Annotated in this window: 23 protein-coding genes; 12 read left to right on the forward strand and 11 right to left on the reverse strand. The window is 66.5% G+C overall.

Going from position 1 to position 24844, the window contains the following annotated elements; genetic code table 11:
* Positions 1–55 precede the first annotated feature (55 nt).
* A complete protein-coding gene (locus tag NGM06_RS21545; protein ID WP_254270455.1) occupies positions 56–1498 on the reverse strand; it encodes an ABC transporter substrate-binding protein in 1443 nt (480 codons plus the stop codon).
* Positions 1499–1656: 158 nt separating this feature from the next.
* On the opposite strand from NGM06_RS21545, the gene NGM06_RS21550 reads away from it, so the two are divergent.
* Positions 1657–1980 carry a hypothetical protein gene (locus NGM06_RS21550; protein WP_254270456.1) on the forward strand — a complete coding sequence of 108 codons (324 nt, stop codon included), beginning with the start codon at positions 1657–1659 and terminating at the stop codon, positions 1978–1980.
* A gap of 501 nt (positions 1981–2481) precedes the next feature.
* On the opposite strand, the gene NGM06_RS21555 is transcribed toward NGM06_RS21550, so the two are convergent.
* The 4 genes from NGM06_RS21555 to NGM06_RS21570 form a co-directional block, all read right to left on the reverse strand.
* On the reverse strand, positions 2482–3390 hold the full coding sequence (locus tag NGM06_RS21555; protein WP_254270457.1) for a carbohydrate ABC transporter permease: 909 nt from the start codon (positions 3388–3390) through the stop codon (positions 2482–2484).
* Positions 3390–4334: a carbohydrate ABC transporter permease gene (locus NGM06_RS21560; protein ID WP_254270458.1), complete on the reverse strand. Its 945-nt coding sequence runs from the start codon at positions 4332–4334 to the stop codon at positions 3390–3392. The genes NGM06_RS21555 and NGM06_RS21560 overlap by 1 nt, the downstream gene beginning before the upstream one ends.
* 3 nt (positions 4335–4337) lie before the next feature.
* Positions 4338–5522: an ABC transporter ATP-binding protein gene (locus tag NGM06_RS21565; protein ID WP_254270459.1), complete on the reverse strand. Its 1185-nt coding sequence runs from the start codon at positions 5520–5522 to the stop codon at positions 4338–4340.
* 73 nt (positions 5523–5595) lie between these two features.
* On the reverse strand, positions 5596–5862 hold the full coding sequence (locus NGM06_RS21570) for a hypothetical protein (RefSeq protein ID WP_254270460.1): 267 nt from the start codon (positions 5860–5862) through the stop codon (positions 5596–5598).
* A gap of 118 nt (positions 5863–5980) precedes the next feature.
* Between NGM06_RS21570 and NGM06_RS21575 the strand changes: the two genes are divergently transcribed.
* The 4 genes from NGM06_RS21575 to NGM06_RS21590 are packed head-to-tail and all read left to right on the forward strand — an operon-like array spanning position 5981 to position 10608.
* Positions 5981–7252, forward strand: a complete 1272-nt coding sequence (locus tag NGM06_RS21575) for a CaiB/BaiF CoA transferase family protein (protein WP_254270461.1) — start codon at positions 5981–5983, stop codon at positions 7250–7252.
* Between the two features lie 13 nt (positions 7253–7265).
* On the forward strand, positions 7266–7787 hold the full coding sequence (locus NGM06_RS21580; protein ID WP_254270462.1) for an MFS transporter: 522 nt from the start codon (positions 7266–7268) through the stop codon (positions 7785–7787).
* Positions 7788–7830: 43 nt separating this feature from the next.
* Positions 7831–9225 carry an MmgE/PrpD family protein gene (locus NGM06_RS21585; protein ID WP_254270463.1) on the forward strand — a complete coding sequence of 465 codons (1395 nt, stop codon included), beginning with the start codon at positions 7831–7833 and terminating at the stop codon, positions 9223–9225.
* Positions 9226–9231: 6 nt separating this feature from the next.
* Entirely contained in the window at positions 9232–10608 is a 1377-nt protein-coding gene (locus tag NGM06_RS21590; RefSeq protein ID WP_254270464.1) for an MFS transporter, read from the forward strand.
* 12 nt (positions 10609–10620) lie between these two features.
* Here NGM06_RS21590 and NGM06_RS21595 read toward each other — a convergent pair whose 3' ends face one another.
* From NGM06_RS21595 to NGM06_RS21610, 4 genes are all read right to left on the reverse strand, one after another.
* A complete protein-coding gene (locus tag NGM06_RS21595) occupies positions 10621–11721 on the reverse strand; it encodes an Ldh family oxidoreductase (protein ID WP_254270465.1) in 1101 nt (366 codons plus the stop codon).
* Positions 11722–12783: an isocitrate/isopropylmalate dehydrogenase family protein gene (locus tag NGM06_RS21600; RefSeq protein WP_254270466.1), complete on the reverse strand. Its 1062-nt coding sequence runs from the start codon at positions 12781–12783 to the stop codon at positions 11722–11724.
* 133 nt (positions 12784–12916) lie between these two features.
* Positions 12917–14056, reverse strand: a complete 1140-nt coding sequence (locus NGM06_RS21605; RefSeq protein ID WP_254270467.1) for a mandelate racemase/muconate lactonizing enzyme family protein — start codon at positions 14054–14056, stop codon at positions 12917–12919.
* A 105-nt stretch (positions 14057–14161) separates the two neighbouring features.
* Positions 14162–15340 (reverse strand): CaiB/BaiF CoA transferase family protein, encoded by a 1179-nt coding sequence (locus NGM06_RS21610; protein ID WP_254270468.1) that lies wholly within the window; start codon positions 15338–15340, stop codon positions 14162–14164.
* 238 nt (positions 15341–15578) lie between these two features.
* Here NGM06_RS21610 and NGM06_RS21615 point away from each other — a divergent pair, with 238 nt between their 5' ends.
* On the forward strand, positions 15579–15986 hold the full coding sequence (locus tag NGM06_RS21615; RefSeq protein ID WP_254270469.1) for an acyl-CoA thioesterase: 408 nt from the start codon (positions 15579–15581) through the stop codon (positions 15984–15986).
* 28 nt (positions 15987–16014) lie between these two features.
* Here the strand turns inward: NGM06_RS21615 and NGM06_RS21620 are convergent, their stop codons facing one another.
* On the reverse strand, positions 16015–16725 hold the full coding sequence (locus tag NGM06_RS21620) for a haloacid dehalogenase type II (RefSeq protein WP_254270470.1): 711 nt from the start codon (positions 16723–16725) through the stop codon (positions 16015–16017).
* Positions 16726–16897: 172 nt separating this feature from the next.
* On the opposite strand from NGM06_RS21620, the gene NGM06_RS21625 reads away from it, so the two are divergent.
* The 6 genes from NGM06_RS21625 to NGM06_RS21650 all read left to right on the forward strand — a co-directional run bounded on the left by NGM06_RS21625 (position 16898) and on the right by NGM06_RS21650 (position 24042).
* Positions 16898–17680: an enoyl-CoA hydratase/isomerase family protein gene (locus NGM06_RS21625; protein ID WP_254270471.1), complete on the forward strand. Its 783-nt coding sequence runs from the start codon at positions 16898–16900 to the stop codon at positions 17678–17680.
* A gap of 42 nt (positions 17681–17722) precedes the next feature.
* A complete protein-coding gene (locus NGM06_RS21630) occupies positions 17723–18952 on the forward strand; it encodes a CaiB/BaiF CoA transferase family protein (RefSeq protein ID WP_254270472.1) in 1230 nt (409 codons plus the stop codon).
* Complete coding sequence (locus NGM06_RS21635) at positions 18945–21062, forward strand: acetate--CoA ligase family protein (RefSeq protein ID WP_254270473.1); 2118 nt, start codon at positions 18945–18947, stop codon at positions 21060–21062. Before NGM06_RS21630 ends, NGM06_RS21635 begins: the two co-directional genes overlap by 8 nt.
* Positions 21063–21101: 39 nt before the next feature.
* Positions 21102–22304, forward strand: a complete 1203-nt coding sequence (locus tag NGM06_RS21640; protein ID WP_254270474.1) for an acyl-CoA dehydrogenase family protein — start codon at positions 21102–21104, stop codon at positions 22302–22304.
* 51 nt (positions 22305–22355) lie between these two features.
* Positions 22356–22958 carry a MaoC family dehydratase gene (locus NGM06_RS21645; RefSeq protein ID WP_254270475.1) on the forward strand — a complete coding sequence of 201 codons (603 nt, stop codon included), beginning with the start codon at positions 22356–22358 and terminating at the stop codon, positions 22956–22958.
* Between the two features lie 313 nt (positions 22959–23271).
* The gene (locus NGM06_RS21650; protein ID WP_254270476.1) at positions 23272–24042 is read left to right on the forward strand and encodes an IclR family transcriptional regulator; all 771 of its coding nucleotides are present in this window, start codon (positions 23272–23274) and stop codon (positions 24040–24042) included.
* A gap of 262 nt (positions 24043–24304) precedes the next feature.
* Here NGM06_RS21650 and NGM06_RS21655 read toward each other — a convergent pair whose 3' ends face one another.
* Positions 24305–24646: a cupin domain-containing protein gene (locus tag NGM06_RS21655; RefSeq protein WP_254270477.1), complete on the reverse strand. Its 342-nt coding sequence runs from the start codon at positions 24644–24646 to the stop codon at positions 24305–24307.
* Positions 24647–24844: the final 198 nt, after the last annotated feature.

The raw sequence follows: 24844 nt of genomic DNA on the forward strand, positions 1-24844 counted from the left end.
GGCCTAACCGCTGATTACCGAGTCGAACTGAAGAAAAACGAGACCGGGAGAGCCGCTACTGGCTCTGCTGGAGTCGTTGGTTGATCGCGTCCGCGGCCTGCGCCGTCGCCTGATTGACGGCTTCGTCCAGTCCCGTCCCCCGTCCGAGCATCTGCGAGATGCGCTGGTGCATACTGCGCGGGATGTCGTAGGTGATGGCGTTCGCACCGGGCACCGCCGGGATGACCGCCGGTTCGAACTGGTTGAGCGTCTTCATCGCCGCGCCGCGCCAGAACTCCGTGTGCATCTCCGACTGGCCGAAGAAGTCCTCCTTCTGAATCTGGTCGGGAGACACCGGCACGAATCCGAGGTTCTTCGCGTTCTGGACCGCGCGGTCGCTGTCGCCGACCCACCACTCGATGAAGTTGACCGCGGCGTCCTGTTGCTGCTGGTTGTCGAACCCGTCAGCGATGAAGCCGAGCGACGGCAGCCACGCCAGCGCCGACTTGGTACCCGCGTTCATCGGCAGGCCCCACGTGTAGGCCCCGTTCTTCATCGCTTGGGGTTGTTCTTCGAGGTAGTCGCCCCAGAGGTCCGTCGAGTCCTGAATGTGGTTGACCGCGATTTGGCCCGACCAGTGGAGCGTCGTGGACTCCTCGTCGCCGTGGTTGATGGAGTTCTCGTGGAAGTAGCCCTGGTCGATGTAGTCGAACTGCATCTTGATGGCCTGCTTGGCCGCGTCGGAGTCGATGGTGGCCTCGTCGCCGGTGATGTTGACGACGCCGGACTTCGACCCGCCGTGCTGGGGGATGTACAGCGACATGTACTCCTCGTCGCTCTGCTTCATCCCGGTCGTGTCCGGGAACGCCCCCTGTTGCTGGCCGAGTTCGGTCTGCTTCAACTTGTCGTAGATGCCCGGCATGTCGTCGTCCCAGTGGAGGCTCCCGGCCTCGTGGTTGACTTCGCTCGGGTCGATGCCCGCCTGTTCGAGCCAGTCGGTCCGCCACGCCGTCAGGTACGGCCGGAACCCGAGCGGGAACGTCACGAGGTTGCCCTCTTCGCCCGTGGACTGGGACCCCCACACCCGGTGGCCTTGCATAATCTTGTCCGAGGTCTTGTCGGCGAGCGTGGAACTCTGCCAGAGGTCGTTGACGACCATGCCCGCACCGCCCGCGAGGATGCCCGGCCGCGTCATCACCTCGACGAGGTGCGGAACGTTACCGGCGGCCCGCGCCGACCGGAACTTCGTCACCACGTCCGTGTACGGCACGCCAGTGACGTTGATTTGCGTGCCAGTTTCGTTCTGGTACTGCTTGATGAGTTCGTCGGTGTACTGCTTCTTGGTCTCCCCCTCGGTGTAGTACGACAACCAGACTTCGAGCGTCACGTTGCCTTGGAACCCCACGTAGCCCGGAAGCCCGGTCGCCACCGCGCCCGCCCCGGCGGCTTTCAGGAAGTCTCGTCTCTGTACTGTGCTACTGTCAGTTGCCTTATCGGCAACGTCTTGCTTCTGTGCCATTTGGTAACTCCCCACCACACTGTTGGTCGGTAGCATCTATCATAAAGTTTTGCAGTATTTTTCCCGGCTCTCGCTACATCTTCCTACGATTCGATGCCTGTACTCGGCGGACGGTCGGCGGCGCAACGTTTATGAGTCGTTTGCGTGTATGTCACCGTATGTCAGGGCAGACCGTACGGTCAGGTGTCGGCACTCGGAGCAAGGCAGACTACCTCACGCTGGTTGCCAACGTCGTGTACGCGCTCGCAGGGGGCCTGTTCCTCCTCGGACTGTACTTCGATTGGCGCCACTCGGGCCAGATACTCATTAGGGAGTTCGCGCTCGCAGACGAACCGAACGCCAACAGCGGCCTGTTCATCCTCGCGATAATCGTCCTCGCGCTGGGGTACCTGCTGTCGGTGCTGGGGAACAAACTCGAAGAGTGGCAGACCGAGAAGGTCGACCAGACCCAAGAGTGGACGGTGGACGTGGGCGAGAACTGAACGACGCTCTTTTTCGAGACTTCGATTCGAGAAGCGACGACCGCTCAACGCGTCGAGCCTCGACGCCGATTCTGGAGTGCTGTCGGTGGTCGCCAGACGACTCGTCCTTACCACTACAGGAGAACCGAGAGGTCCCGTGGTCGCGTTCTGCACCCAATCGGGTCAGTTGGGTGGGCGGCAGTCGCGTTCGACGTAGCCCAGACAGCGGCGTCACTCGGGTCCTCCGGGAACGGGAGTCAGTTCGCTCGGCGGCCGAGTCCGCTCGAACAGGGGCCGCCGAGACGGTCCGACCAACGTGAGTTCGAGGCCGACTGAATTTCAGTATGGACTCCGGACCGACTGGCAGTCGGTGCAGAATCGACACGGCCGACGACGTAGCGTCCGACACGTAGCGGCGGACGGATACCTACCCATTCCGGATTGACCCAGACGAGAACGAGACGGTCGGCTACTGGGGCAAAGACGAACAGCGGAAACGAAGTCGCCGAAGTCGAAGCGACGTTAGCCCTTGACGCCGCCGCCCGACGAGAGGCCTTCGACCAGGTACTTCTGCAGGTACATGTACATCGTGATGGGGACGATCATCGAGAGGAACGTCCCGGCCATGATGTAGTGGAAGTTCCGGACGAAGAACGTCCCCTTCAGTTCGAGCAGCGCGGGCGCGAGCGTGGTGTGGAGCGCGTCCTGCCCGATGATGAACGCCATCAGGTAGTTGTGCCACGCCAGCAGGAACGCCAGCAGGAACACCGACGCCAGCGCCGGGCGCGACAGTGGCAGGATGACCCGGAAGAACGCGCCGATCTGCGTACACCCGTCCACGCGGGCCGACTCCTCCAAGTTGTCCGGGAGATCCTCGAAGAATCCCCGCAACAGCCAGATGTTGTACGGCAGGGTGAACGCCGTGAACGCCAGTATCATGCCGACGTAGGTGTTCAGCAGTCCGAGCTGCTGCATCAGCACGAAGATGGGGATGGCCAGCAGCACGATGGGGAACATGAACCCGGCGACGCTCAGCACGAACAGCGAGTTCTTGAACGGGTAGTCGAGTCGCGCGAACGAGTAGGCCGCGAACACCGCGGCGACCGTCGCGAGTCCGGCGGTGCCGACGCTGACGATGAACGTCGCCAGCGTGTACTCGACGAAGGGGAACGCGTCCCACATCGTCCGCCACGCGTTCCGGCCGCTGAACGCCACCGGGTCGAACGTGACGAACGGGATGCCCAGCGGTTGGGTGAAGATCATCTCCGGCGTCTTCAGCGAGTTGGCGAAGGTGTAGTACACCGGTAGCAGCATCCACACCATCAGGACGGCCAGTGAGACGTACTTCAGCACCGGCTTGTAGTGCGTCTCCCAGCTCCACCCTGATTGGTCCGTCTCGAACTCGAATCGTCTGTCGGTATCTGTACTCATTAGTAGTCCTCCGTTTCGGTGCGCACCCAGATGAGGATGAGCGGGATGATTCCGACCGCGAACAGCATGCCCAGCGCCGCGGCCTGACCCATGCTCCAGTTGAGGAACGCCGACTTGAAGATGGCGACTCCGAGGAACGTCGTGTAGTTGACGGGACCGCCCTTCGTGACTGCCCACGGAATGGCCACCTTACCGACCGTGAACACCGTCCGAATCATCACGACGGTGACGATGACGGTCCGTAGGTGAGGCAGGGTGATGTACCTGAACCGCTGGACAGGACCGGCACCGTCGACCTTCGCTATCTCGTACAACTCCGTCGGTATCGACTGGACGCCCGCCAGGAACACGACGTACATGAACCCGAAGTCGCGCCACACCTTGGCGATGACGACGCCCCAGAACGCCCACGGGGTGTTCGAGGTGATGCCCCCGGACGCCGGAATGTCGAAGAAGATGTTGAGCGTGTTGTAGACGAGACCGTAGGTGGCCGCCTGCTCCATCGTCCCCCACACCAGTCCGGCGGCGATCGCGGGGCTAGCGTACCCCGCGAGCATCAGACCGCGCCAGAACGGGCGGGCCGGGAGGCTCTCATTCATGACCAGCGCGGCCGCGAGCGCGACCACGAGGTCGAACGGAACCACGACCAGTTCGTACAGCAGCGTCATCTTGAGGCTGAACAGGAACAGGCTCTGTCCCTGACCGAACAGCCAGTACTCGTAGTTCTCCAGACCGACCCATGGGTCCACCGCGTCGGGGTTGAGCGTGAACTGTTTGAAGCTCAACAGAATCCCGTTGACGACCATCGGGTAGAAGACGATGCCCGTGAGGAGCACGAGGGTCGGCAGCAGGAACAGGATGCCCTGCAGGCCCCCGTACTCCTCGAGGAGTCGGTCCCTGAACGAACGGTCACGTTGCGCGATATCTTCGGAGACCGTCGACATCGCTCAGTTCCCCTCCTCGCGTGCGCCCGACGGCGACCCGTCCGCCCGGACCTCGTCGTCGGGTTGGCCGGGGACGCCGGGCACGGTTCCTTCGGTGGCGTGCATCCACTTGATGACCTTGGGACCGTCCGGGCGGAAGAAGTGGACGTTCGGCCACTCTACTTCGAGTCCGACCGTGTCGCCCTCCTGGACTCGGTCGGTCGACGCCACGACTGCGTTCACCCGTTGGCCGTCCAGGTCGAAGTAGAGTATCTTCGTGTCGCCCATCGGTTCCACGACCTCGACCTCGATATCCACGAGACCCGTCCCGGCGTCGGTAACGTTGATGTTCCCGGGTCGGATGCCGACGACCACGTCCTCGCCGGAGAGACCGTCTCGGAGTTCTTCGGCGACGGCCTCCGGCAGGTCCACGCCGAACTCGTCGCCGGTGACCGACGACCCGTCAAAGGTCATCTCGAAGAAGTTGATGGACGGGCTTCCGATGAAGTCGGCGACGAACAGGCTGTTGGGGTCGTGGTAAATCTCCTCCGGCGGTGCGATCTGCTCGATGCGACCGGCGTTCATCACCGCGATGCGGTCGCCCATGCTCATCGCCTCCTCCTGGTCGTGGGTGACGAACACGGACGCCACGTCGAGTTCCTGCTGGAGTTCCTGAATCTCGGTCCGCATCACCGCGCGGAGTTTCGCGTCGAGGTTACTGAGCGGTTCGTCGAGCAGGAACAGCGCGGGGTCGCGGACGATGGCCCGCCCCAGCGCAACACGCTGTTGCTGCCCGCCGGACAGTTGATTCGGGTATCGGTCGAGCAGGTCGCTGATCTCCATGATGCCGGCGGCCCAGCGGACCTGTTCGTCGATCTTCTCTTTGTCCGCGCCCCGCATCTTCAGGCCGAAGGCCATGTTCTCGTACACCGTCATCGACGGGTAGAGCGCGTAGTTCTGGAACACCATCGAGATGGCGCGGTCCTTCGGCGGCAGTTCCGTCACGTCGTGACCGCCGAACGTGATGGTTCCCGAGTCCGGTACCTCCAGACCGGCGATGCATCGAAGCGTCGTCGATTTGCCGCACCCGGACGGTCCGACGAGGACCAGGAACTCCCCCTCCTCGATGTGTAAGTCGATGTCGTCGACGGCGACGACCTGTCCGTCATTGAACGTCTTTCGGACGTTGTCGAGTTTTGCGTCAGCCATGGTTGAACAGTTCGTTTTCGGTAATCGTCGTAATGCGGTTCGATTTGGGTAGTCTGTACATCGTTCTGAGATCCTATTTTACGCCGGTGTGAACCCTGCTCGCACAGAACTTGCTGGTGAGTACCGATTTGATTACGGGCACGAACAGGATACTCCCGAGGATGAGCCCCGCAACGACCAGCGAGGCATCGACCGTTCCGGCGATTCCGACTGGCCCTTCCAGCCAGAGGTACACGGGGATGCTCAGTACGACGTACACGATGAGTGCCGCCGTCAGCGCGTGCTCCGTGATCCACTCGGAACCACCGTCGCGGTCGTGGGCCTGGTTAGTCTGCCCCATACAGGCTAACTCATAGCACATAGTTATATAAACTCTTGCATGGTCAATAATCACCTTTCTTATATAACCGACCCATTCGATGCAAAATCTTATCTGACCGGTCGGTCTTTCGTCACCCATGTCAAAGTCAACCGATGACACGGCCAGCGGGAAGTCGGGGATACTCGACGGCGTTCGCGTTCTCGACCTCTCGACGTTCGTGACCGGCGGGTTCGCCTCGTTGATGCTCGCGAATCAGGGGGCGGAGGTCATCAAGATCGAACGCCCGGAGGCTGGCGACGACAACCGCCACTCCGGGCCGCCCTTCGTGGACGTGGACGGGTACGATGGGCCGGGAAAGACGGCCGCCGAGCGCGGGGAATCGCCCTACTTCTGGACGGTCAACTACGACAAGAAGAGCGTCGAACTGAACCTGAAGACCGACGAGGGGTTGGAGGTGCTCTACGACTTGGTCTCGGAGGCAGACGTGTTCATCGAGAACTACCGACCGGGGACCGCCGAGCGACTCGGCGTCGGTTACGACGACTTGCGCGCGCGCAACGACCGACTCGTCTACTGCTCGATCTCCGCGTTCGGCGACTCCGGACCGTGGAGCGACCGGCCCGGTTACGACCTGCTCGTGCAGGGGATGAGCGGTATCATGGACGTGACGGGACCCGAGGGCGGCGGCCCGGTGAAGGTCGGACTCCCCCAGACCGACCTCATCACCGGGATGTGGGCCGCGTTCGGAATCATGGGGGCGCTGTACCGCCGGGAATCGACCGGCGAGGGCGAGCGCGTCGAACTCGGGATGCTGGACGCCGCGCTCCCGTGGTTGACCAAGCAGGCCGGGAAGACGTTCGCGGGCGAGAAACCCGAGCGCATGGGGACCAAGGACCCGGTACTCGCGCCGTATCAGGTGTACCCCACCGCCGACGGTCACCTCAGCGTCGCGTCGGCGAACCAGAAGCTCTGGACCGAACTGTGCGAGGCCATCGACCGGCCCGACCTGCTCGACGACCCTCGGTTCGCGTCCAACGCCGACAGGGTCGAGAACATGGACGAACTGGAGGTCGAACTCTCCGAGACCTTCCGGCAGCGACCCACCGACGAGTGGGTCGAACTCCTCGCGGACGAGCGGGGACTCCCCGTCGGGCCGGTGTACAACGTGGACGAGGCCCTCCACAACGAGCAGGTGGAGGCCCGGAACGTCCTCTCGACGGCCGACCATCCCGCCGCCGGGGAGATTCCGGTCGTCGAACACCCGCTGAACTTCGAGAACGCGGCGTCCGGGTTCGAGGAGGCACCGCCGCTGCTGGGCGAGGACACCGAACCGCTCCTCCGTGAGTTGGGGTACACCGACGAGGACATCGAGACGCTCAGGAGCGTCGGCGCGATTCCGGGCGAATGAGAGGGTTCACAGCATGACCGACGAGAACACCACGCCGGAGCGATACAGGGACGGGACCACCGCCGAAGCGGCCGGGACCGACGGAACCGTCGCCGGTGAGGAAGCGACCGACCAAGAGGCAGTCGAGGACCCGTCCGACCAGCACGTCCCGGAGGAGGACGACCGACTCCTCGCTCGGGTGCCGGAGTGGGTCGTCACGCTCGGTTCGGGGTCGCTGTTCACCGCGACGCTCATCACGTTCGTCGGGACGGTGTTCCTGTGGTACTCCGTCACACAGAGGCGGTTCTACGGCTTCGAACCGTACAAAGTCGTGCTGCTCGCCGTGCAGTTCACCGGCGTGACGCTGTTCCAAGCCCTCGGCGTCCGGTGGGGCCGCAGACGAATTCGGTGGATGTGGGTGATGCTGTCGGCCATCGCGGGCGCGCTGACGTTCGTCGCGCTCCCGTTCAGCGCTATCGCGCTCGTCTGCGTCGGTCTGGGCAAGTACCACTTCACCTTCGACACGCCGTCGAGCGTCATCCGCGGCGAGAGGTAACGCGACCCCCACGTTTATTCCTCCCAATCGCATCGCATTCGGTATGCCATCGATTGACGCGACCGCCAAGGTAGCGGCGCACTGCGCCGAGACGAGTTTCGCATCCCTCCCCACAGACGTTCGAGAGAAACTCAAGCGGCACTTGCTCGACTACCTCGGGGTCACGCTCGGCGCGCGCGAACACGCCGAGTCTACGCCCTCGATTCTCGCCGGACTCGGCGGCGGCGAGGGCGGCGAGGCGACAGCCATCGGGACGGGCGAGCGACGGGCGCCCGACCGGGCCGCCGCGGTCAACGGGGCGCTCGCCCACAGCCTCGACTTCGACGACACCCACCGCGAGTCGTCGCTCCACCCGGGCGCGCCGGTGATTCCGGCCGCGCTCGCGGTCGCCGAGCGCGAGGGGGCGACCACCGAACGGCTCCTCGCGGGCGTCTCGGCCGGGTTCGACGTGGCCTGCGTCCTCGGCCGCGCGGTCAACCCCGACGCCCACTACGACCGCGGGTTCCACGGCACGGCGACCTGCGGGACGTTCGGCGCTATCGCCGCCGCTGGCGTGGTGGCCGGTCTCTCGGCGGACGAGTTCGAGGCGGCCCTCGGCGTCGGCGGGAGTCAGGCCGCCGGGTCGCTCCAGTTCCTCTCGAACGGCGCGTGGAACAAGCGCCTCCACCCGGGACTCGCCGCCAGACGCGGCGTCACTGCCGTCTCGCTCGCCGCGGCCGGGTTCCGCGGCGCGGACGAGGCCATCGAGGGCGAGTACGGCTTCCTCAACGGGTACACCGGCGACCCGAACCCCGAAGCCTTCGACAGACTGGGCGACGGACACGCCGTGATGGAGACCGCGTTGAAGCCGTATCCGTGCTGTCGGTACATGCACGCGGCTATTGACGCGCTCACGGAAATCGGGGAGCAGGTCCACCCGAGCACAGTGAACTCGGTGGTCGTGGACCTCCCCGAACCGGGCGTGCGACTGACCGGCGACCCCATCGAGCGCAAGCGCCGACCGTCGAACTTCGTGGACTGCCAGTTCAGCATGCCGTTCTCGTCGGCGCTCGCGCTCTCGACCGGCGAGGCGGGACTGGAGGCGTTCCTCGACGCCCAGACGCGACTCGACGACCCGGCCCTCCGCGGACTGATGGACGCGACCGAAGTCGTGTCCACTGAGACGGTCCAGTCGCTGTTCCCCGACCAGTGGGCCGCGCGGGTCGTCGTCGAAACCGACGGCGGGACCCGCGAGCGGTTCGTGGAGACCGCGCTCGGCGAACCCGAGAGACCGCTAGGGTGGGACGGCGTGACCGAGAAGTTCGAGTCGCTGGCGCGGTCGTCGGGCGTCGGCGAGGACGCGCGACGGGAACTCGTCGGCGTCGTGCGCGAGTTCGAGGACCGCAGCGTCGCCGACCTGACCGATGCCGTCCGTCGGGCCGCGACCGCGGCCCCGTAACCCGCGATGGTACGCGACGTCGTCGGCCGAACCGCCGCGCGGTTCAGGAGCGGCGTGGACACCCTCCGCGGAGACGGTCGCGGGCGCATCCTGACCGTCGTGGCGGTCGGGTGGTTGCTGGTGCTGGGTATCCGCGTCGTCCTCCCGGCGCTCCTCCCGCAGGTCAAGACCGCGTTCGACATCGACAACGCGACCGCGGGGCTGCTCGTGTCGGTCATGTGGGCCGCCTACGCGGTGACCCAGTTCCCGGCGGGCATGATGGTGGACCGAATCGGCGAGCGGACGACGCTGGCCGCGAGCGCGGTCGTCACCGCCGCCGGGGCCGCCGCGCTGACGTTCGCTCCCACGTTCGCGGTGTTCGTCCTCGGCAGCGTACTGTTCGGTCTCGGGTCGGGCCTCTACGCGCCGCCGCGAGTCACGGTGCTGTCGCGCATCTACCCCGACCGCGACGGGACGGCGCTCGGGGTCACCTTCGCGGTCGGCAACCTCGGAGCGGCGGCGCTTCCGCTGGTCGCGGGGGCGCTGGCGGTGTGGGTCCACTGGCGTCTCGGCTTCGGGTTCGTCGTGATTCCGCTCGCGCTGGTCGCGGTCGGCCTCTGGGTGTACGTCCCGCCGCGTCCGAGCGGGCAGGTCCGCGCGGCCGAGCGGTTCAGCCGTCAGACCGCCGTGCGACTGCTCCGCGGCGTGACCGACCGCGACGTGGCGCTGGCGTGGGTGGCGATGACGCTGATACTGTTCGCCTATCAGGGCATCACCGCGTTCCTGCCGACCTACCTCATCGACGTCAAGGGGCTGACTCAGGGGACGGCGTCGGCGCTGTACGGACTGTTCTACGCGAGCGGGGCCGCCTCCCAGTGGGTCGCCGGGAACGCCGCCGACCGGTACGGCGAGCGCACCGTGCTGGCGGCGGTGGCCGGATTCGGCGTGTTCACGCTCGCCGCGCTCCCCTTCGTCGGCGGGACCGCCGCGCTGGCGGTGCTGCTCGCGCTCCTCGGGACCCGACTCGGCATCGGGCCGGTCGGCAACGGCTTCGTCGCCGCGCTGCTCCCCGAGGAGATTCAGGGCGCGGGCTACGGCCTCTTCCGGACGTTCTACCTCGCGGTCGGCGCGTCGGGGTCGCTGTTCGTCGGCGTCCTCGCCGAGTGGGGCTGGTTCGACGAGGCGTTCCTCGTCCTCGCGGGGGTCACGGCGGTCGCGTCGGTACTCTACCTGTTCCTCCCGGCCACCCCGGACGAACACACTCACGGTTCGGATTCGGACCGCGACGGACCGACCGACGACGAATCCGTCGCCGGAACGGGTGGAGGAACCGGCGGCGGATTGTCCAGCGCTGCGGAACCCGGGAGCGACGCGGACGGCGAGAACGACCGGACGACCGACTGAGCGCCCGCCGTCTCACTCCGCGAAGGCGTCGGGGACGCGGTCTGCGAGGCCCCGCGAGACGGCGAGTTCGCGGAGCGAGTCGGCGACCCTGTCCGGGAGCGGAATCCCCGCCTCGCGGCGCTCGGCCGCGGTCCGATACTCGGCCTCGCCGGGCAGGAGGGCGTCGTCTCCCGCTGCGCCAGCGCCCGCCGGAACCGACGGCGAGTAGTCGGCCGACCGGAGGTGGTCGGCCAGCGCCGCCACCCGGTCGCGGACGCCCGCTTCGGAGGTGAACCGCGTCGGGTCGAGGGCGACGAACAGCGCCGCGTTGTCGGCCCACTCGTGGCTCCGCTGACCGGCCACTGCGGCGTCGCCCGCGATACCGGCGAACAACTCGGCGACGACCGCGAGTCCGAACCCCTTGTACCCCGCGGTCCGGCCGCCGAGCGGGAGCAGCGCGCCCTCGCCGTCCTCGAACGCCCGCGCGTCGGTCTCGGGGTCGCCCGACGCCGTGACCGTCCAGTCGTCCGGGAGCGGTTCGTTGGCGTGGGCCAGTTCGCGTATCTTGCCGTGTGCGACCTGACTGGTCGCGATATCGAGGACGAGCGGGAAGTCGAGCGCGCCGAACGTCGGCATCCCGAACGCGACCGGGTTGGTCGCCAGTTTGCGGTCGGCGCTCCCGGGCGGCGCGACGGTCTGCGCGCCGCCCTGCACGTTGACGAACGCGGCGAACGCAACCCCCTCCTCCGTCGCGCGCTCGGCCCACTCGCCGATTCGGCCGAGGTGGGTGGCGTCTCGGACGCCGACGGCCGCGACGCCGCGGTCGAGCGACTTCGCGGTCGCGAGCGCCGTCGCCTCGGGACCCACTACCTGCCCGAAGGCGTCCCGACCGTCCACGGTCCCGGTCGTCTCGTCCTCGCGCTCGACCGCCGGAGTCGCCGTCGGGTCGAGTCGATCTGCCGCCACCATCTCGGCGTACAGCGGGAGTCTGAGCACGCCGTGGGAGGTGTGCCCGCGGAGGTCGGCCGCCACCAGCGACTCGGCGACTCGTTCGGCGGTCGCCTCCGGAGCGCCGAGACCGACGACGATGTCGCGGGCGAATCGTTCGAGGACGCGGTGCTCGACTCGGACCATCTACACCGAGAGTCTGTCCCGGAGGTCGGCGACCACGTCCTCGGTCGCGGCCTCTCCGCCGAGGTCGGGCGTCCGCGGCGCGTCGGGGTCGGCCACCTGCTCGGTGACCGCGTCCCACACGGCGTCGGCCGCGGCCTGCTCGCCGAGGTGTTCGAAGAGCATCGACCCCGAGAGCACGGTCGCGAGCGGGTTGGCGACGCCCTGTCCGACGATGTCGGGCGCGCTCCCGTGGACCGGTTCGAACATCGAGGGGTACTCGCCCTCCGGGTTGATGTTCGCGGAGGGCGCGAGTCCCATGCTCCCGGTGACGATGGCCCCGATGTCGGTCAGGATGTCGCCGAAGAGGTTCGAGGCCACCACCACGTCGAACTGCTCGGGCCGCCGGATGAAGTCCATGCTCGCGGCGTCAACCAGCAGGCGTTCCACCTCGACGCCGGGGTACTCGTCGCCGATTTCTTCGACGATGTCGTCCCAGAACACCATGCTGTGGGCCTGCGCGTTCGACTTCGTGATGCTGGTCACCTTCCCCTCGCGCTCGGTCGCGGCGTCGAACGCGGCGCGGACGATGCGCTCGGTCGCGTCGCGGGTGAACACGCCGCTCTGGACCGCCACGTCGTTGTCGAACCCGAGGTGTTCGCGGCCGCCGACGTCGGCGTACTCGCCCTCGGTGTTCTCGCGGTACACCACGAAGTCGATGTCGCCGCCCTCGTAGCCCCGGAGCGGACTCTCGATGCCGTCGAACAGCACCGAGGGGCGCTTACAGATGCCTTGGTCGAACCCCTTCCGGATGGGCAACAGCAGGCCGTGGAGCGTGACGTGGTCGGGTACCTCGGGGTGGCCGACCGCCCCCAGTAGAATCGAGTCGGAGGACTCCAGTCTGTCGAGACCGTCGTCGGGCATCATCGCGCCCTCTTCGACGTAGCGTTCGCTCCCCCAGTCGAAGCGTTCGGTCTCGAAGGAGAACCCCGCCGCGTCGGCGGCGTCCTCGAACAGCGGGAGCGCCGCATCGACGACTTCCGGACCGATACCGTCGCCTGGAATCGTGGCTATCTCGTATGCCATACACCACCAATCGGAGAAATACCGTAAAAAACCTCGGTCGGATGCGGCATTGGGTCGGCCGGGCCTCGCGCTCTCCGAGCGCCGGTTCTGTGAACGCAGTGCCGGTTCGTGAACGCCGTACTCGACTGCCGCGCTACGCGTCGGCCCGAAACTCCGCCAGCACGTCACGGTCGATTTCGACGCCGAGACCGGGCGCGTCCGGAATCGGCACCGCGTTCCCGTCGTTGGTGATGGGTTCGACCGCGAGGTCCTCCCGAATCGGATTCGGCGTGCGGTCGAACTCCAGCATCGGGTCGCCGGGAATCGTCGCCAGTATCTGGAGACTGGCCGCCAGCGCGACGGCGCTCCCGAACACGTGGGGCAGACACTGGACGTTCGCGGCGTCGGCCATCGTCGCCACGCGCCGGGTCGAGGTGATGCCGCCCGCGCTGGTGACGTCCGGTTGGACGTACCCCACCGCCCCCGCGTCGAGGACGCGGTCGAACTCGTGCTGGAACGCCCAGCATTCGCCGCCCGCGAGCGGGACCTCCACCTCTTCGTTTATCGCGGCGTAGTTCTCGACGTTGCGCGGCGGGACGGGTTCCTCGAAGAAGTGGACGTCGAGGTCCGCCAGTCCTTCGGCGACGCGCCGGGCGTCGGCGACGTCGTAGGCGTGGTTGGCGTCGGTCATCAGGCGCACGTCGTCGCCGACCGCGTCCCGGATGGCCCGGACGAGTTCCACGTCCTTCTCGGGACCCCACCCGAAGTGGCGCGCGAGACCGATCTTGTTCTTGAGCGCGTCGAACCCGGCCGCGACGTGGCCCTCGGCCTCCTCGACCACGTCGGCCCGGAGCGTCTCGAAGTCCTCGACGTCGCCCCAGAAGTGGCCGGTCGCGTACGCCCGCACCCGGTCGCGGCGGCGACCGCCGACGAGCGCGGAGACGGGTTGGCCGACCGCCTTCCCGTAGAGGTCCCACAGCGCGATGTCCACGCCGCTGACGACGCTGGCGGGGACGTAAGAGTGGTACGACGACCGGAGTCTGTACACGAGGTCGTCGTGAATCTGCTCGACGTTTCGGGGGTCCCGGCCGCTGAGCCACGGCGAGACGTACTCCTCGACGAGTTCGCGGTTGCCCGCGGTCGGTCCCCAGCACTCGCCCCACCCGACCGTCCCGTCGTCGGCCTCGACCCGGACGAGGCAGTACTCGCGGCTGTCGATCCACTTCTGGGCGTTGGCGAACCGTTCACCGAGGTCTCTGCGCAGCGGAATCGCTTCGACGCTTTCGACTTCCATGCTCTCCACGTCGGAAGCCACCGTCCTGAAACTTTCCCCGTGATAGCAAACCGCACAGCGATGGCGAGCGTCGTCGGCGAGTCTACCGAGACGCGCCGCGGGCCATCACTCCCCGTCGCTTTCGACCGCTTCGAGCGCGTCGTCGTCGAGGACCTCGCGGGTGTGTTCGCCGAGTCGCGGCGGTACTCGGTCGGTCCCGGTGCTGAGACCGGAGAAGCGTGCCGGGAACTGGACCAGCGGCATGTCGATACCGCCGAGCGAGAGGTTGGCGGTCACGTCGCTCTCGCGGAGTTGGGGGTCCTCGAACACCTCGGCGGTGTCCCGGACCGGTGCGCCGGGGACGCCGCGCTCGCGGAACAGGTCGAACCACGCCTCGGCCGACCGCTCGGCGAACAGCGGTTCGAGTTCCGCTGTCAACTCCTCGCGGTGTGCGACCCGGTCGGCGTTGGTCTCGAACCGCGGGTCGTCGGCGAGGTCCGGGCGGTCGATGGCGTCGCAGAGCGCGTCCCACGTCCCCTCGCTCCCCACGGCGACGGCGAACCACCCGTCGGCCGTCTCGAACGCGCGGTACGGCGCGAGCGAGGGGTGAGCGGTCCCCATCCGCGGGTACGGGTCGCCGGTAGCCAGCGTCCGACCGGCGCGCTCGGTCAGCCACGAGACGAGTCCCTCGAACATCGGGACTTCGACGCGCTGACCGCCGTGTTGGTCACGCACCGACAGCGCGGTCACGACCGAGAGCGCGGCGTACATCCCCGCGCAGATGTCGCCGATTGGAATTCCGGGGCGTGCCGGTGGACCGTCGGCCTGCCCCGTCACGCTCATGCTCCCGCTCAGCGCCTGCACGACCATGTCGAACGCGGCGAGGTCGCGGTTCGGACCCTCCAGAAAGCCCGATATCGAGCAGTAGACGAGGTCGTCGTTGACCTCTCGGAGGTCGTCGTAGCCGAGGCCCCACTCCGCCATGGTGCCGGGCCGGTAGTTCTCGACGACGACGTCGGCGTCGGCGGCGAGGCGCTCGAACGCCGCCGCGCCCGCCGGGGTCGAGAGGTCTAGTTCGACGCTGCGCTTGCCGCGGTTGAGCGACGCGAAGTAACTCGAAACGTCCGAGTCGCCCACCGTCGGCCCCACGGCCCTCGTGATGTCGCCGACGTCCGGGCGCTCGACTTTGACGACTTCGGCCCCGAGGTCCGCGAGCAACTGGGTCGCGAACGGTCCCGAGAGCATCTGGGTGCAGTCGAGGACTCGGACGCCGTCCAGCGGGCGGGCGGAGTCGGTCCCGGTCATCGCTGACTCCGCCTCCGCTTCCCGACCGGCGACGACTCCGCGACGGCCCGTAACCGCCCGCCGACTCGTGGACGTTGGTTCATACGACTACGATATCTCCGTACGTAGATATAAGGACCGGTCGCCTCGGGAACGCGTCTCTCAGTTCGCCGTCGCAGTTCGAGTACCGCCGCCGTCTGGGTCGAGACATCCGCCGCGCGGCGAGGATATAAATCCGCGGCGGATGCGTAACTGAAGCATGGCGGACTACGAGTACACGACCGAACTCGACGTTCGATTCCGGGACCTCGACGCGATGGGTCACGTCAACAACGCCGTCTACGCCACGTACTTGGAGCAGGCGCGCGCCGACTACTACGCCGATATCATCGACGTACCCCTCCCGGAGGCGGACACGGTGCTGGTGAACCTCTCGATAGCGTACCAGCGGCCCATCACGGCCGACGAGAGGGTCACGGTCGCGCTCGGCGTCGGCGACCTCGGCGAGTCGAGCATCCCGATGGAGTACGAGATTCGAACCGGGGAGGGCGTCGCCGCGACGGCCGAGACGGTACAGGTCGTGTTCGACCGCGAGACTGGCGACTCGCGCCCGATTCCGCAGGACTGGCGCGACCGAATCACGCGGTACGCCCAATCTGTCGAGTAGCGGGAAGACGCGACGCTGTGGCTGGTCCTCACAGCAACGCCTCGGCCAACTGCTCGGTGTCCTCGACTATCAGGTCCGGTCTCTGGGGCCACCCGCCGAAGGGGTTCTCGTGGCGGTTGAGGAACGCGCCGCGCATGCCCACCGCCTTCGCACCGACCAAATCGAAGGTGTGGGCGGTCACGAACGTCACTTCGTGCGGGGCGACGTCGAATCGGTCACAACACAGGTCGTAGGAGGCGCGGTGCGGTTTGTACGCGCCCGCCTCCGCGACCGAGACGACGCCGTCGAGGTCCGTCTCGAAGTTCGGGCGGACCGCCGCGAGCATGTCGGGGTCGCCGTTCGAGAGTCCGACCAGCGCGTACTCATCACCGAGAGCCTCGAGGGCGGCGTCCACGTCGGAGTACGGTTCGAGTTGCTTCCACTGCCTGATGACGTCCCGCACCGCCTCGTCCGGCACGTCGAGACCGAGTTGGTCGAGGCGGTAGGCGAGCGCGCGCCGACTGATCTCCTTGAACGGCGTGTGCGGGCCGGGAATCAGCGAATCTATCATCGAGTCGCGGAAGTGCATCGCCAGATAGCGCCGGAGCAGAATCTCGGGGTCGTAGTCGCTCCCGTGGGCGTCGAGGAGGTCCGCGAGCGCGGGGACGAGCGTCGATTCGCGGTCGAGCAGCGTGTCCCAGAGGTCGAACGCGAGGACCGCCGTCTCCTCGCGGAGCGTCTCCGTGGCGATTGGTGCCATACTCTCCAGTGGGGCGGACTTCACGATAAGGTTTCTGCGGATGGGGATAGAGACGGGGACGGCGAGAGCGTCGGGGCGCGAAACCGGAGAGTTCCGGACTCCGAGACCGGAGACGGCGAGAGTGAATCTCACCCAAAGTTCTTTCTCGGCCGATTCTGTATTCGTTCGGTGTATGAGCTTCTACAGCGCCTACGACAGTATCACGGTGGACGTCGCCGACGGCGTCGCCACCATCGAGTTCCACCGGCCCGAGAAGTACAACGCCCTCAACACCGAGGTGATGCTCGACCTCCAGCGGGCGTTCGCCGAACTCCAACTCGACCGCGACATCGACGCCGTGGTCGTCACCGGGGAGGGCGAGGACGCCTTCTCCGCCGGTGCCGACATCGAGCAGTACGCGGGACCGGCCGAGGAACACGACCCCCGACAGAAGGACCGGCAGGACCTATTCTACGACATCTACCGCGCGCCCCTCGACCTCCACGCGCCCGTCATCGCCAAGATAGACGGCTACTGCGCGGGCGGCGGCCTGATTCTCGCGATGTACTGCGACATGCGGGTCGCCGCCGAGGGGTCGCAGTTCGGCGTCCCCACCTGCAACATCGGCCAGATTCCGACCGGCGGGTCGAACTACCGCGCGGTCCAACTCGTCGGCGAAGCCAAGGCGAAGGAACTCGTCCTCACGGCCGGGTTCATCGACGACGAGGAGGCCCACCGCATCGGACTGGTCAATCACGTTGTCCCGTCGGAGGACCTCGACGAGAAGGTCGCCGGAATCGTGGACGCGATTCAGAGCACCGGCCGTAGCGCGGTCAAGAACTCGAAGAAGGCCATCAATCAGGCCGCCGACGCGCCCGACATCGACGCCGCGAGGGAGTACGAGGCCGACCTCTGGTGGGAGCAGTTCGCCACCGACGAGCGCCGGAATCTCGTGGACGAGTTCAACGAGGAGTAGCCCCGGCAAATCTTTTTGTCCTCGGGGTCGCGTTGCTACGCCATGACGAAGCAGGGACCGCTGTCGGACCTGACCGTCGTAGAGATGACTGCACACCGTGCCGGACCCTTCTGCGGGGCGCTACTGGCCGACCTCGGGGCGGAAGTCGTGAAAATCGAGCGCCCCGGCGTCGGCGACCCGGCCCGCGACCAAGGGCCGGGTCCGGCGGGCAAGTCGGGCTACTTCATGGCGAACAACCGGAACAAGAAGTCCGTCACGCTCGACCTGAAGGCCGACGCCGGACGGGAGGCGGCCCTCGACCTGCTCGCCGACGCGGACGTCTTCGTCGAGAACTTCGGCTACGGCGTCACCGACAAACTCGGCATCGGCTACGAGGACGTCCGGGAGGTGAACGAGGAGATAATCTACGCCTCCATCAAGGGGTACGGCGAGACGGGGCCCTCCAAGGAGAAGAAGGGCCTCGACCTCATCCTGCAGGCGGAGGGCGGCATCATGAGCGTGACGGGTCCCGAGGGCGGCGACCCGGTGAAGGTCGGGCAGGCCATCGGCGACCTGAGCGCGGGGATGTTCGCCGCCGTCGCCGTGCTGGCCCGACTCCACGAGCGCGACCGGCGGGCCGGAACCGAAGGAGACGACGACGGCGAGTTCGTCGGGAAGTTCGACGTCGGCCTCTTCGACGCCATCGTCAGCGTGATGAACGAGTATCTGACCTTCAACTCGATGACCGGCGAGGTGCCCGGCCCGCAGGGGACCTCCCACCAGTCGCTCGTGCCGTACCAACTGTTCGAGACGGCCGACGGCCACGTCGTGACCGGCGTCCCGAGCGACGAGCGGTGGGACGACTTCGTGGACGTGGTCGGCCGCGAGGAACTCCGGCAGTACCCGACCAACGACGAGCGCGCCGCGAACGCCGAGGCGGTCACCGCGATAATTCAGGAGGAGTTCGCGAAGCGCTCGACCGACCACTGGCTCTCGGCGCTGACCGAGCACGGGTTCCCGAACGGCCCGCTCAACGACGTCGGCGACGTGGTTGACCACCCGCAGGCGGAGGCGCGGGGCCTCGTCCGAGAACACGACGACCCCGACGGAGGCGAGGTCGTCCTCCCCGGCCACCCGGTCAACTTCCCCGACTTCGAGACCGAGATTCGGAGTCCCGCGCCGCGATTGGGCGAGCACACCGACGAGGTGTTCGCGGACGTGGCCGCCGACCAGACCACGCTGGACGAGTGGCGCGCGGACGGAGCGTTCGGGGGTGCTGTGGGGAATGACTGACCGAGCGAACCCCGAGCGCCCCGACCTCGACCCGCTGTTCGCGCCCGAGTCGGTGGCCGTCGTCGGGGCCAGTCCCGACTCGTGGTACTCCTCGCAGTTGATGGACAATCTCCTCGACTACGGCTACGACGGGACGGTGTATCCGGTCAATCCGAGTCGCGACGAGGCGTGGGACCGGACCTGCTACGACACCATCGCGGACGTGCCCGAAGTCGTGGACTTGGCGGTCGTCAGCGTCCCGCGGGAGTACGTCGTGGACGTGGTGACCGCGGCGGGCGAGATGGACGTCCCGGCCGCGCTCGTCATCACCGCGGGGTTCGCGGAGGCCGACGACGAGGGCGCTCGACTGCAGGCCGAACTGGCCGAGGCGGCCGCCGAACACGACGTTCGGGTGTGCGGTCCCAACTGCATCGGACTGGCGAACGCCCGCGAGGGGACGGTGTTGACCAGCACCTGCTCGCGAAAGCCGGAACCGGGCAACGTCGGACTGGTCAGCCACTCCGGGGCGCTGGCGTTCACGACCTTCTTCGAGCGCGCCGCCGACGAAGACCTCGCGTTCTCCCACATCGTCTCGACCGGCAACGAGGCCGACCAGACGCTCACGGACTACGTCGAGTACATGGCGGCCGACCCGGCGGTGGACGTCATCTGCGTGTACGTCGAGGGACTCGACCACCCCCGACGATTCATGGAAGCGGCCGAGGCCGCCGTCCGCGGGGGAACGCCGGTCCTCGCGGTCAAGATAGGCGGCTCGGCGGCGGCAGAGAGCGCGGCCATGTCCCACACGGGGTCGCTGGTCGGCACCGACGAGGCGTGGGACGCCGTCTGCGAGCAGGTCGGTGTCCAACAGGTGCCCGACATCCCCGACCTGCTGGGTCGCGCCAGCGCGCACGCGGCGTTCGACCCGCCGCAGTCGAACCGCGTCTGCGTCGCCTCCACGAGCGGCGGACTGGCGAGTCTGCTCGCGGACATGGCGAGCGAACGCGGCCTCGACGTGCCGCCGTTGGAGGGGGAGACCGAGCGCCGACTGCTCGACATGGAGGGACTGTTGACCTTCGGCGAACTCCACAACCCCGTGGACATCAGAGGCTACGGCGCAGACCACCTCCCGGAAATCGCCGACGCCCTGTTCGCGGACGACGCGTACGACGCCTACGTGTTCGCGGTCGGTCTCTCGGCGGTCGACGAACGCGCCGAGGACATCGCCGACGACCTGCTCGCGGTCGCCGACGCCGCGGACGACCCCGTCCTCTTCCTCTGGACCGGCCGCAAGGACCCCGACGAACTCGCCGACCCCCAGCCCTACGAGCGAGTTCGCGAAGAAGTGCCGCTGTTCTACGACCCCGGCCGGTGCATGGACGCGCTCGCCTCGCTGGTCGAGTTCGGGTCGAACCGGGACGACCTCGCGAACAGGCCGCCGCAGAACTACCGACTGTCCGAGAGCGACCGGCGCGACGTCGAGGTGCCCTCGGGACGGACCCTGACGTGGCGCGAGTCCGCCGACCTCCTCTCGGCGTTCGGCGTCGAGACCGCCGAGACGCGACTGGTCGAGGGACCGGACGAAGCGGCGACGGTCGCGTCTGACCTCGGTTTCCCGGTCGTCCTCAAGGTCGATTCGGCCGACGTCCCCCACCGGTCCACCGTCGGCGGCGTCCGGACCGACGTGCGCAGCGCGGCCGACGCCCGCGACGCCTACGAGGCGATACTGTCGAGCGTCCGCGAGGCGGTCCCCGACGCCGAGATAGAGGGCGTGCTGGTTCAGTCGCAGGTCGAAGACGGCGTAGAGGCGCTGGCGGGGGTCTCCACCGACCCCGAGTTCGGCCCCCTCGTCGCGGTGGGACCGGGCGGGACGCTCGTCGAGCAGTTCGACGAGCGGTCGCTGCTGGTTCCGCCGTTCACGGCGGCGGAGGCGGCGAACGCTATCGCCGAGACGCGCCTCGACGCGCTCTTGGAGCAGTCTGACGGTGACGCGAGTGCGCTGGCCGAACTCCTCGCTCGCGTCGGGGACCTCGCGGCGGAGTGCGAGTCGCTCGACGAACTCGACCTCAACCCGGTGCTGGTTCGCGAATCGGGGGTCGCGGTGGTGGACGCGCTGGTCCGGACTCGGTAACCCTCGGAATTATACTCCGGGCCGCCCCACATCCATGCGATGGCTCATCGCTTCAGGGACACCATCCCGCTCTCCGAGCAGCAGCGCCTCGTGCGTCGAAGCATCAGAGAGATATGCGACAACTTCGACCGCGCGTACTGGCGCGACCGGGCACAGGAGGGAACCTACCCCCGCGAGTTCGTGGACGAACTGATAGACAACGGGTGGATGGCGGCGCTCATTCCGGAGGAGTACGGCGGCGCGGGCATGGAGACGAGCGAGGTCGTGGTGATGATGGAGGAGATAGCGGCCAACGGCGGCGGGTTCAGCGCCGCGCAGGCGGTCCACGGCGGCATCTACAACACCGTCCCGCTGGTCGAGTACGGCAGCGAGGAACTGAAGTCGGAACTGCTGCCGAAGGTAGCCGACGGGGAGGCCTCGATACAGGCGTTCGGACTGACCGAACCCAACGCCGGTTCCGACTCGACGTCCATCGAAACCCGGGCGGAGAAGGACGGCGACGAGTACGTCGTGAACGGACAGAAGATATGGACCTCGCGGGTGGACCAGAGCGACTATCTCGTCCTCGTCGCCCGCACGACGCCCAAGTCCGAAGTCGAGAAGTCCACTCGCGGTATCTCGATGTTTCTCGTGGACCTCGACGACGCGCTGGCGCAGGGCGCGCTGGAGATGGAGGAGATATCGAAGTCGGTCAGCGAGTTCGTTCACTCCTACGAACTCTGGTTCGAGGACCTCCGCGTGCCCGAGGAGTACCTCATCGGAGAGGAAGGCGAGGGGTTCTATCAGGTGCTGGACGGTCTGAACGAGGAACGCCTCGTCATCGCCGCCGAGTGCGTCGGCCTCGGCGAGTTAGCCGTGGAGCGGGGGGTCGAGTACGCCAACGAGCGCGAGGTGTTCGGCCGACCCGTGGGGAAGAACCAGTCCATCCAGCATCCGCTGGCGGACGCTCACGCCCGCGTGCAGGCCGCCAAGCAGATGACCTACGACGCCGCCGACGCGACCGGCGGGTCGAGCGAGGAGATCGGCGCGCGCGCCAACATGTCGAAGTACCTCGCCGCGGAGGCCTGCTTCGAGGCCGCGGACGCCGCGGTGCAGACCCACGGCGGGTTCGGCGTGGCGACGGAGTACGACGTCGAGCGCTACTTCCGGGAGGCGCGGTTGACGCGGTTGGTCCCGATTACCCAGCAACTCGCGCTGAACTACATCGGCGAGAACGTCCTCGGACTCCCCCGTTCGTACTGACGGCCGCGCGAAAGTTTTAGTATCGCCTCGGCGAGTTCTATCCGTGATACGATGGTAGACACCGACGACTCCGACAGCGACGACCGAGGCGCAACGGAGCGAAGCGACGATGACTCACGACGACTCGTCTCGGGATGGCAAGGGCGCTTCTACGAGGACTTCGAGGTGGGCGACGTCTACAAGCATCCCTACGGGCGGACCGTGACCGAGACCGACAACGTCTGGTTCACGAACGTCAGCATGAACCTCAACCCGATGCACTTCAACGAGGCGTACGCCGCCGAGACGGAGTTCGGCGAGCGCCTCGTGGACGGGACGTTCGTCATCGCGCTGGCCGTCGGGATGAGCGTCATCGACGTCTCGCAGAACGCCACGGCGAACCTCGGCTACGACGACATCCGACACCACGCGCCGGTGTTCCACGGCGACACGATATTCGCCGAGAGCGAAGTTCTCGACAAACGCGAGAGCGATTCGCGAGACCACGTCGGAATCGTTACCACCGAACTGCGCGCGTACAACCAGAACGACGACCTCGTCCTGTCGCTCGAACGGACGCCGATGGTGCTGAAGCGCGAACACGCGCAACCGAGTGCCGCAAAGCCGCCGGGGTGGATCGAAGGGGTCGGAACCCAACCCGAAGACGTCGACTGAGACGGACCATTCGGCGACGCCGAATCGGACGGCGGTAGGTCTCGAAGCGGTCCCGCTCCGTCTTTTACGGTTTTTGGCCGATATAGCGCTCGTCGAGCGTGTGTTGTGATATCTATTGACAATATCGGTCCCGATTCGGTTTCGCAGTCAGCGAATCGAACACCTCGAGCCTAAATCGGGGTTCTACTGGCCATTAGCCGAACAGTAGCGCTATCGCGCCAATCACTATTTAACTGAAAGCGGCGTTCGGGACCGAACAGTGGTTCGCGAGGACCGAACTATAAGTAGCTCCGGCCAGAAAGTTGGTATAGGTATGATAGACCATGACGGGGGCGGTCGGACGGTCAAGACGACCGAGACGGCGTTCACTATCATCGAAGGTCTCGAAGAGTTGGACGGTGCGCGGGTGACGGAACTGGCCGACCACCTCGGACTGGCGAACAGCACGGTCCACAGTCACCTCTCGACGCTGTACGAGATGGGATACGTGGTCAAAGAGGGCGACGAGTATCTGGTCGGGTCCAAGTTCCTGAAGTTGGGCGAGGCCGTGAAGGAACGGAGGGAGGCCTTCAACCTGATAAAACCGAAGGTGAAACAACTGGCCGAGGAGACCGAGGAGCGCTGCCAGTTCATCATCGAGGAGTACGGCCGGGGCGTCTACCTCTATCGGGAGACGGGCGAACGCGCCGTCTGGACCGACTCCGGACTCGGGAATCGCATCTATCTCCACTCGACCGCGTCGGGGAAGTCCGTCCTCGCGAACCTGCCCGAGAGTCGAGTCGAGGAGATTCTCGACCAGTGGGGACTCCCGGCGCTCACGGAGAACACGATTACGGACCGGGACGAACTCTTCGAGGAACTGAGTACCATCCGTGAGCAGGGGTACGCCGTCAACAAGGAGGAGAGTACGGAAGGACTGCGCGCAGTCGGCGTTCCGGTCATGGACGGTGCCGACGAACTGGTGGGTGCGCTCAGCGTCTCCGGACCGACCCACCGGATGAAGGGCGAGTGGTTCGACCGCGAGATTCCGAACCTTCTGCTCGGGACGGCCAACGAACTCGAACTGAACCTGAAGTACTCGTGACCCGTCTCCGGACCCGATTACCGCTTTCCGCCGTCGTTCCGCAGACGCGGAAGTGCTGCTCCGGAACGCCGGGTCCCAGAGTCCGACAGATACGTCCCGAACACCACATTATTGCTAACGGTCGAGTTTTTAGTTGCCTGTTATCCTATCACAATCCTTTACGCGTATAACTCTGTAAAGGGAAGGGCGGACCGAGCGTCGTGAGGTTCTCGACGGGGCCGTAATACCACGGACGAGTACGGCGCAACGATGTCTACATCGGCTACTCACGATAGCGCTCGATGGGCGGGTTGAAGGCGTCTATCAACTGCGTCCGAGGAGCGACGCCTTCGATGCCGTGACGGACTCCGGGATGGACGACGAACGAATCACCGGCGGCCAACTGTCCTTCTCTGTCGCCGAAGAGTTCGACGCAACCCTCGACGACGAACACGGCTTGCACCGTCTCGTCGTGTTCGTGTTCCGGGAACACCGCGCCCTCCGCCACCGTGTAGTGGACGAGCATCAGTTCGTCCGTGTACGAGAGGACGCGTCGTTCGATTCCTTCGTACGGTCGGTCGATCTTGGCGGGGTTCGTCCAGTCCGTCTTGTCGAAGTCCGACATTGGAGTGGACAGATAACGCCCCCGAAGGTAAAGTTTCGGGAGGGACAGTTCGACAATTTCGCGGAAAAACACGTATCGAACCTCAGTTTCGTATCCGCACCTGCCACCGACACCGGGGTTCTCCAATACGCTACCGCTACGCGGTTTCGATGCGTCGGTAGAGAGCCGTCGAATCGTAACTGCGTACCTTTTTTATCT

It is taken from the genome of Halorussus aquaticus, from assembly GCF_024218795.1.
Lineage (GTDB): Archaea > Halobacteriota > Halobacteria > Halobacteriales > Haladaptataceae > Halorussus > Halorussus aquaticus.

Coding starts and splice junctions, on each gene's coding strand:
- NGM06_RS21555 (WP_254270457.1), bottom strand. CDS start 3,390: ATGAGTACAGATACCGACAGACGATTCGAGTTCGAGACGGACCAATCA.
- NGM06_RS21580 (WP_254270462.1), top strand. CDS start 7,266: ATGACCGACGAGAACACCACGCCGGAGCGATACAGGGACGGGACCACC.
- NGM06_RS21635 (WP_254270473.1), top strand. CDS start 18,945: ATGACTGACCGAGCGAACCCCGAGCGCCCCGACCTCGACCCGCTGTTC.
- NGM06_RS21630 (WP_254270472.1), top strand. CDS start 17,723: ATGACGAAGCAGGGACCGCTGTCGGACCTGACCGTCGTAGAGATGACT.
- NGM06_RS21625 (WP_254270471.1), top strand. CDS start 16,898: ATGAGCTTCTACAGCGCCTACGACAGTATCACGGTGGACGTCGCCGAC.
- NGM06_RS21615 (WP_254270469.1), top strand. CDS start 15,579: ATGGCGGACTACGAGTACACGACCGAACTCGACGTTCGATTCCGGGAC.
- NGM06_RS21560 (WP_254270458.1), bottom strand. CDS start 4,334: ATGTCGACGGTCTCCGAAGATATCGCGCAACGTGACCGTTCGTTCAGG.
- NGM06_RS21620 (WP_254270470.1), bottom strand. CDS start 16,725: ATGGCACCAATCGCCACGGAGACGCTCCGCGAGGAGACGGCGGTCCTC.
- NGM06_RS21570 (WP_254270460.1), bottom strand. CDS start 5,862: ATGGGGCAGACTAACCAGGCCCACGACCGCGACGGTGGTTCCGAGTGG.
- NGM06_RS21575 (WP_254270461.1), top strand. CDS start 5,981: ATGTCAAAGTCAACCGATGACACGGCCAGCGGGAAGTCGGGGATACTC.
- NGM06_RS21545 (WP_254270455.1), bottom strand. CDS start 1,498: ATGGCACAGAAGCAAGACGTTGCCGATAAGGCAACTGACAGTAGCACA.
- NGM06_RS21645 (WP_254270475.1), top strand. CDS start 22,356: ATGGTAGACACCGACGACTCCGACAGCGACGACCGAGGCGCAACGGAG.
- NGM06_RS21610 (WP_254270468.1), bottom strand. CDS start 15,340: ATGACCGGGACCGACTCCGCCCGCCCGCTGGACGGCGTCCGAGTCCTC.
- NGM06_RS21585 (WP_254270463.1), top strand. CDS start 7,831: ATGCCATCGATTGACGCGACCGCCAAGGTAGCGGCGCACTGCGCCGAG.
- NGM06_RS21600 (WP_254270466.1), bottom strand. CDS start 12,783: ATGGCATACGAGATAGCCACGATTCCAGGCGACGGTATCGGTCCGGAA.
- NGM06_RS21605 (WP_254270467.1), bottom strand. CDS start 14,056: ATGGAAGTCGAAAGCGTCGAAGCGATTCCGCTGCGCAGAGACCTCGGT.
- NGM06_RS21590 (WP_254270464.1), top strand. CDS start 9,232: ATGGTACGCGACGTCGTCGGCCGAACCGCCGCGCGGTTCAGGAGCGGC.
- NGM06_RS21550 (WP_254270456.1), top strand. CDS start 1,657: ATGTCAGGGCAGACCGTACGGTCAGGTGTCGGCACTCGGAGCAAGGCA.
- NGM06_RS21640 (WP_254270474.1), top strand. CDS start 21,102: ATGGCTCATCGCTTCAGGGACACCATCCCGCTCTCCGAGCAGCAGCGC.
- NGM06_RS21655 (WP_254270477.1), bottom strand. CDS start 24,646: ATGTCGGACTTCGACAAGACGGACTGGACGAACCCCGCCAAGATCGAC.
- NGM06_RS21650 (WP_254270476.1), top strand. CDS start 23,272: ATGATAGACCATGACGGGGGCGGTCGGACGGTCAAGACGACCGAGACG.
- NGM06_RS21595 (WP_254270465.1), bottom strand. CDS start 11,721: ATGGTCCGAGTCGAGCACCGCGTCCTCGAACGATTCGCCCGCGACATC.
- NGM06_RS21565 (WP_254270459.1), bottom strand. CDS start 5,522: ATGGCTGACGCAAAACTCGACAACGTCCGAAAGACGTTCAATGACGGA.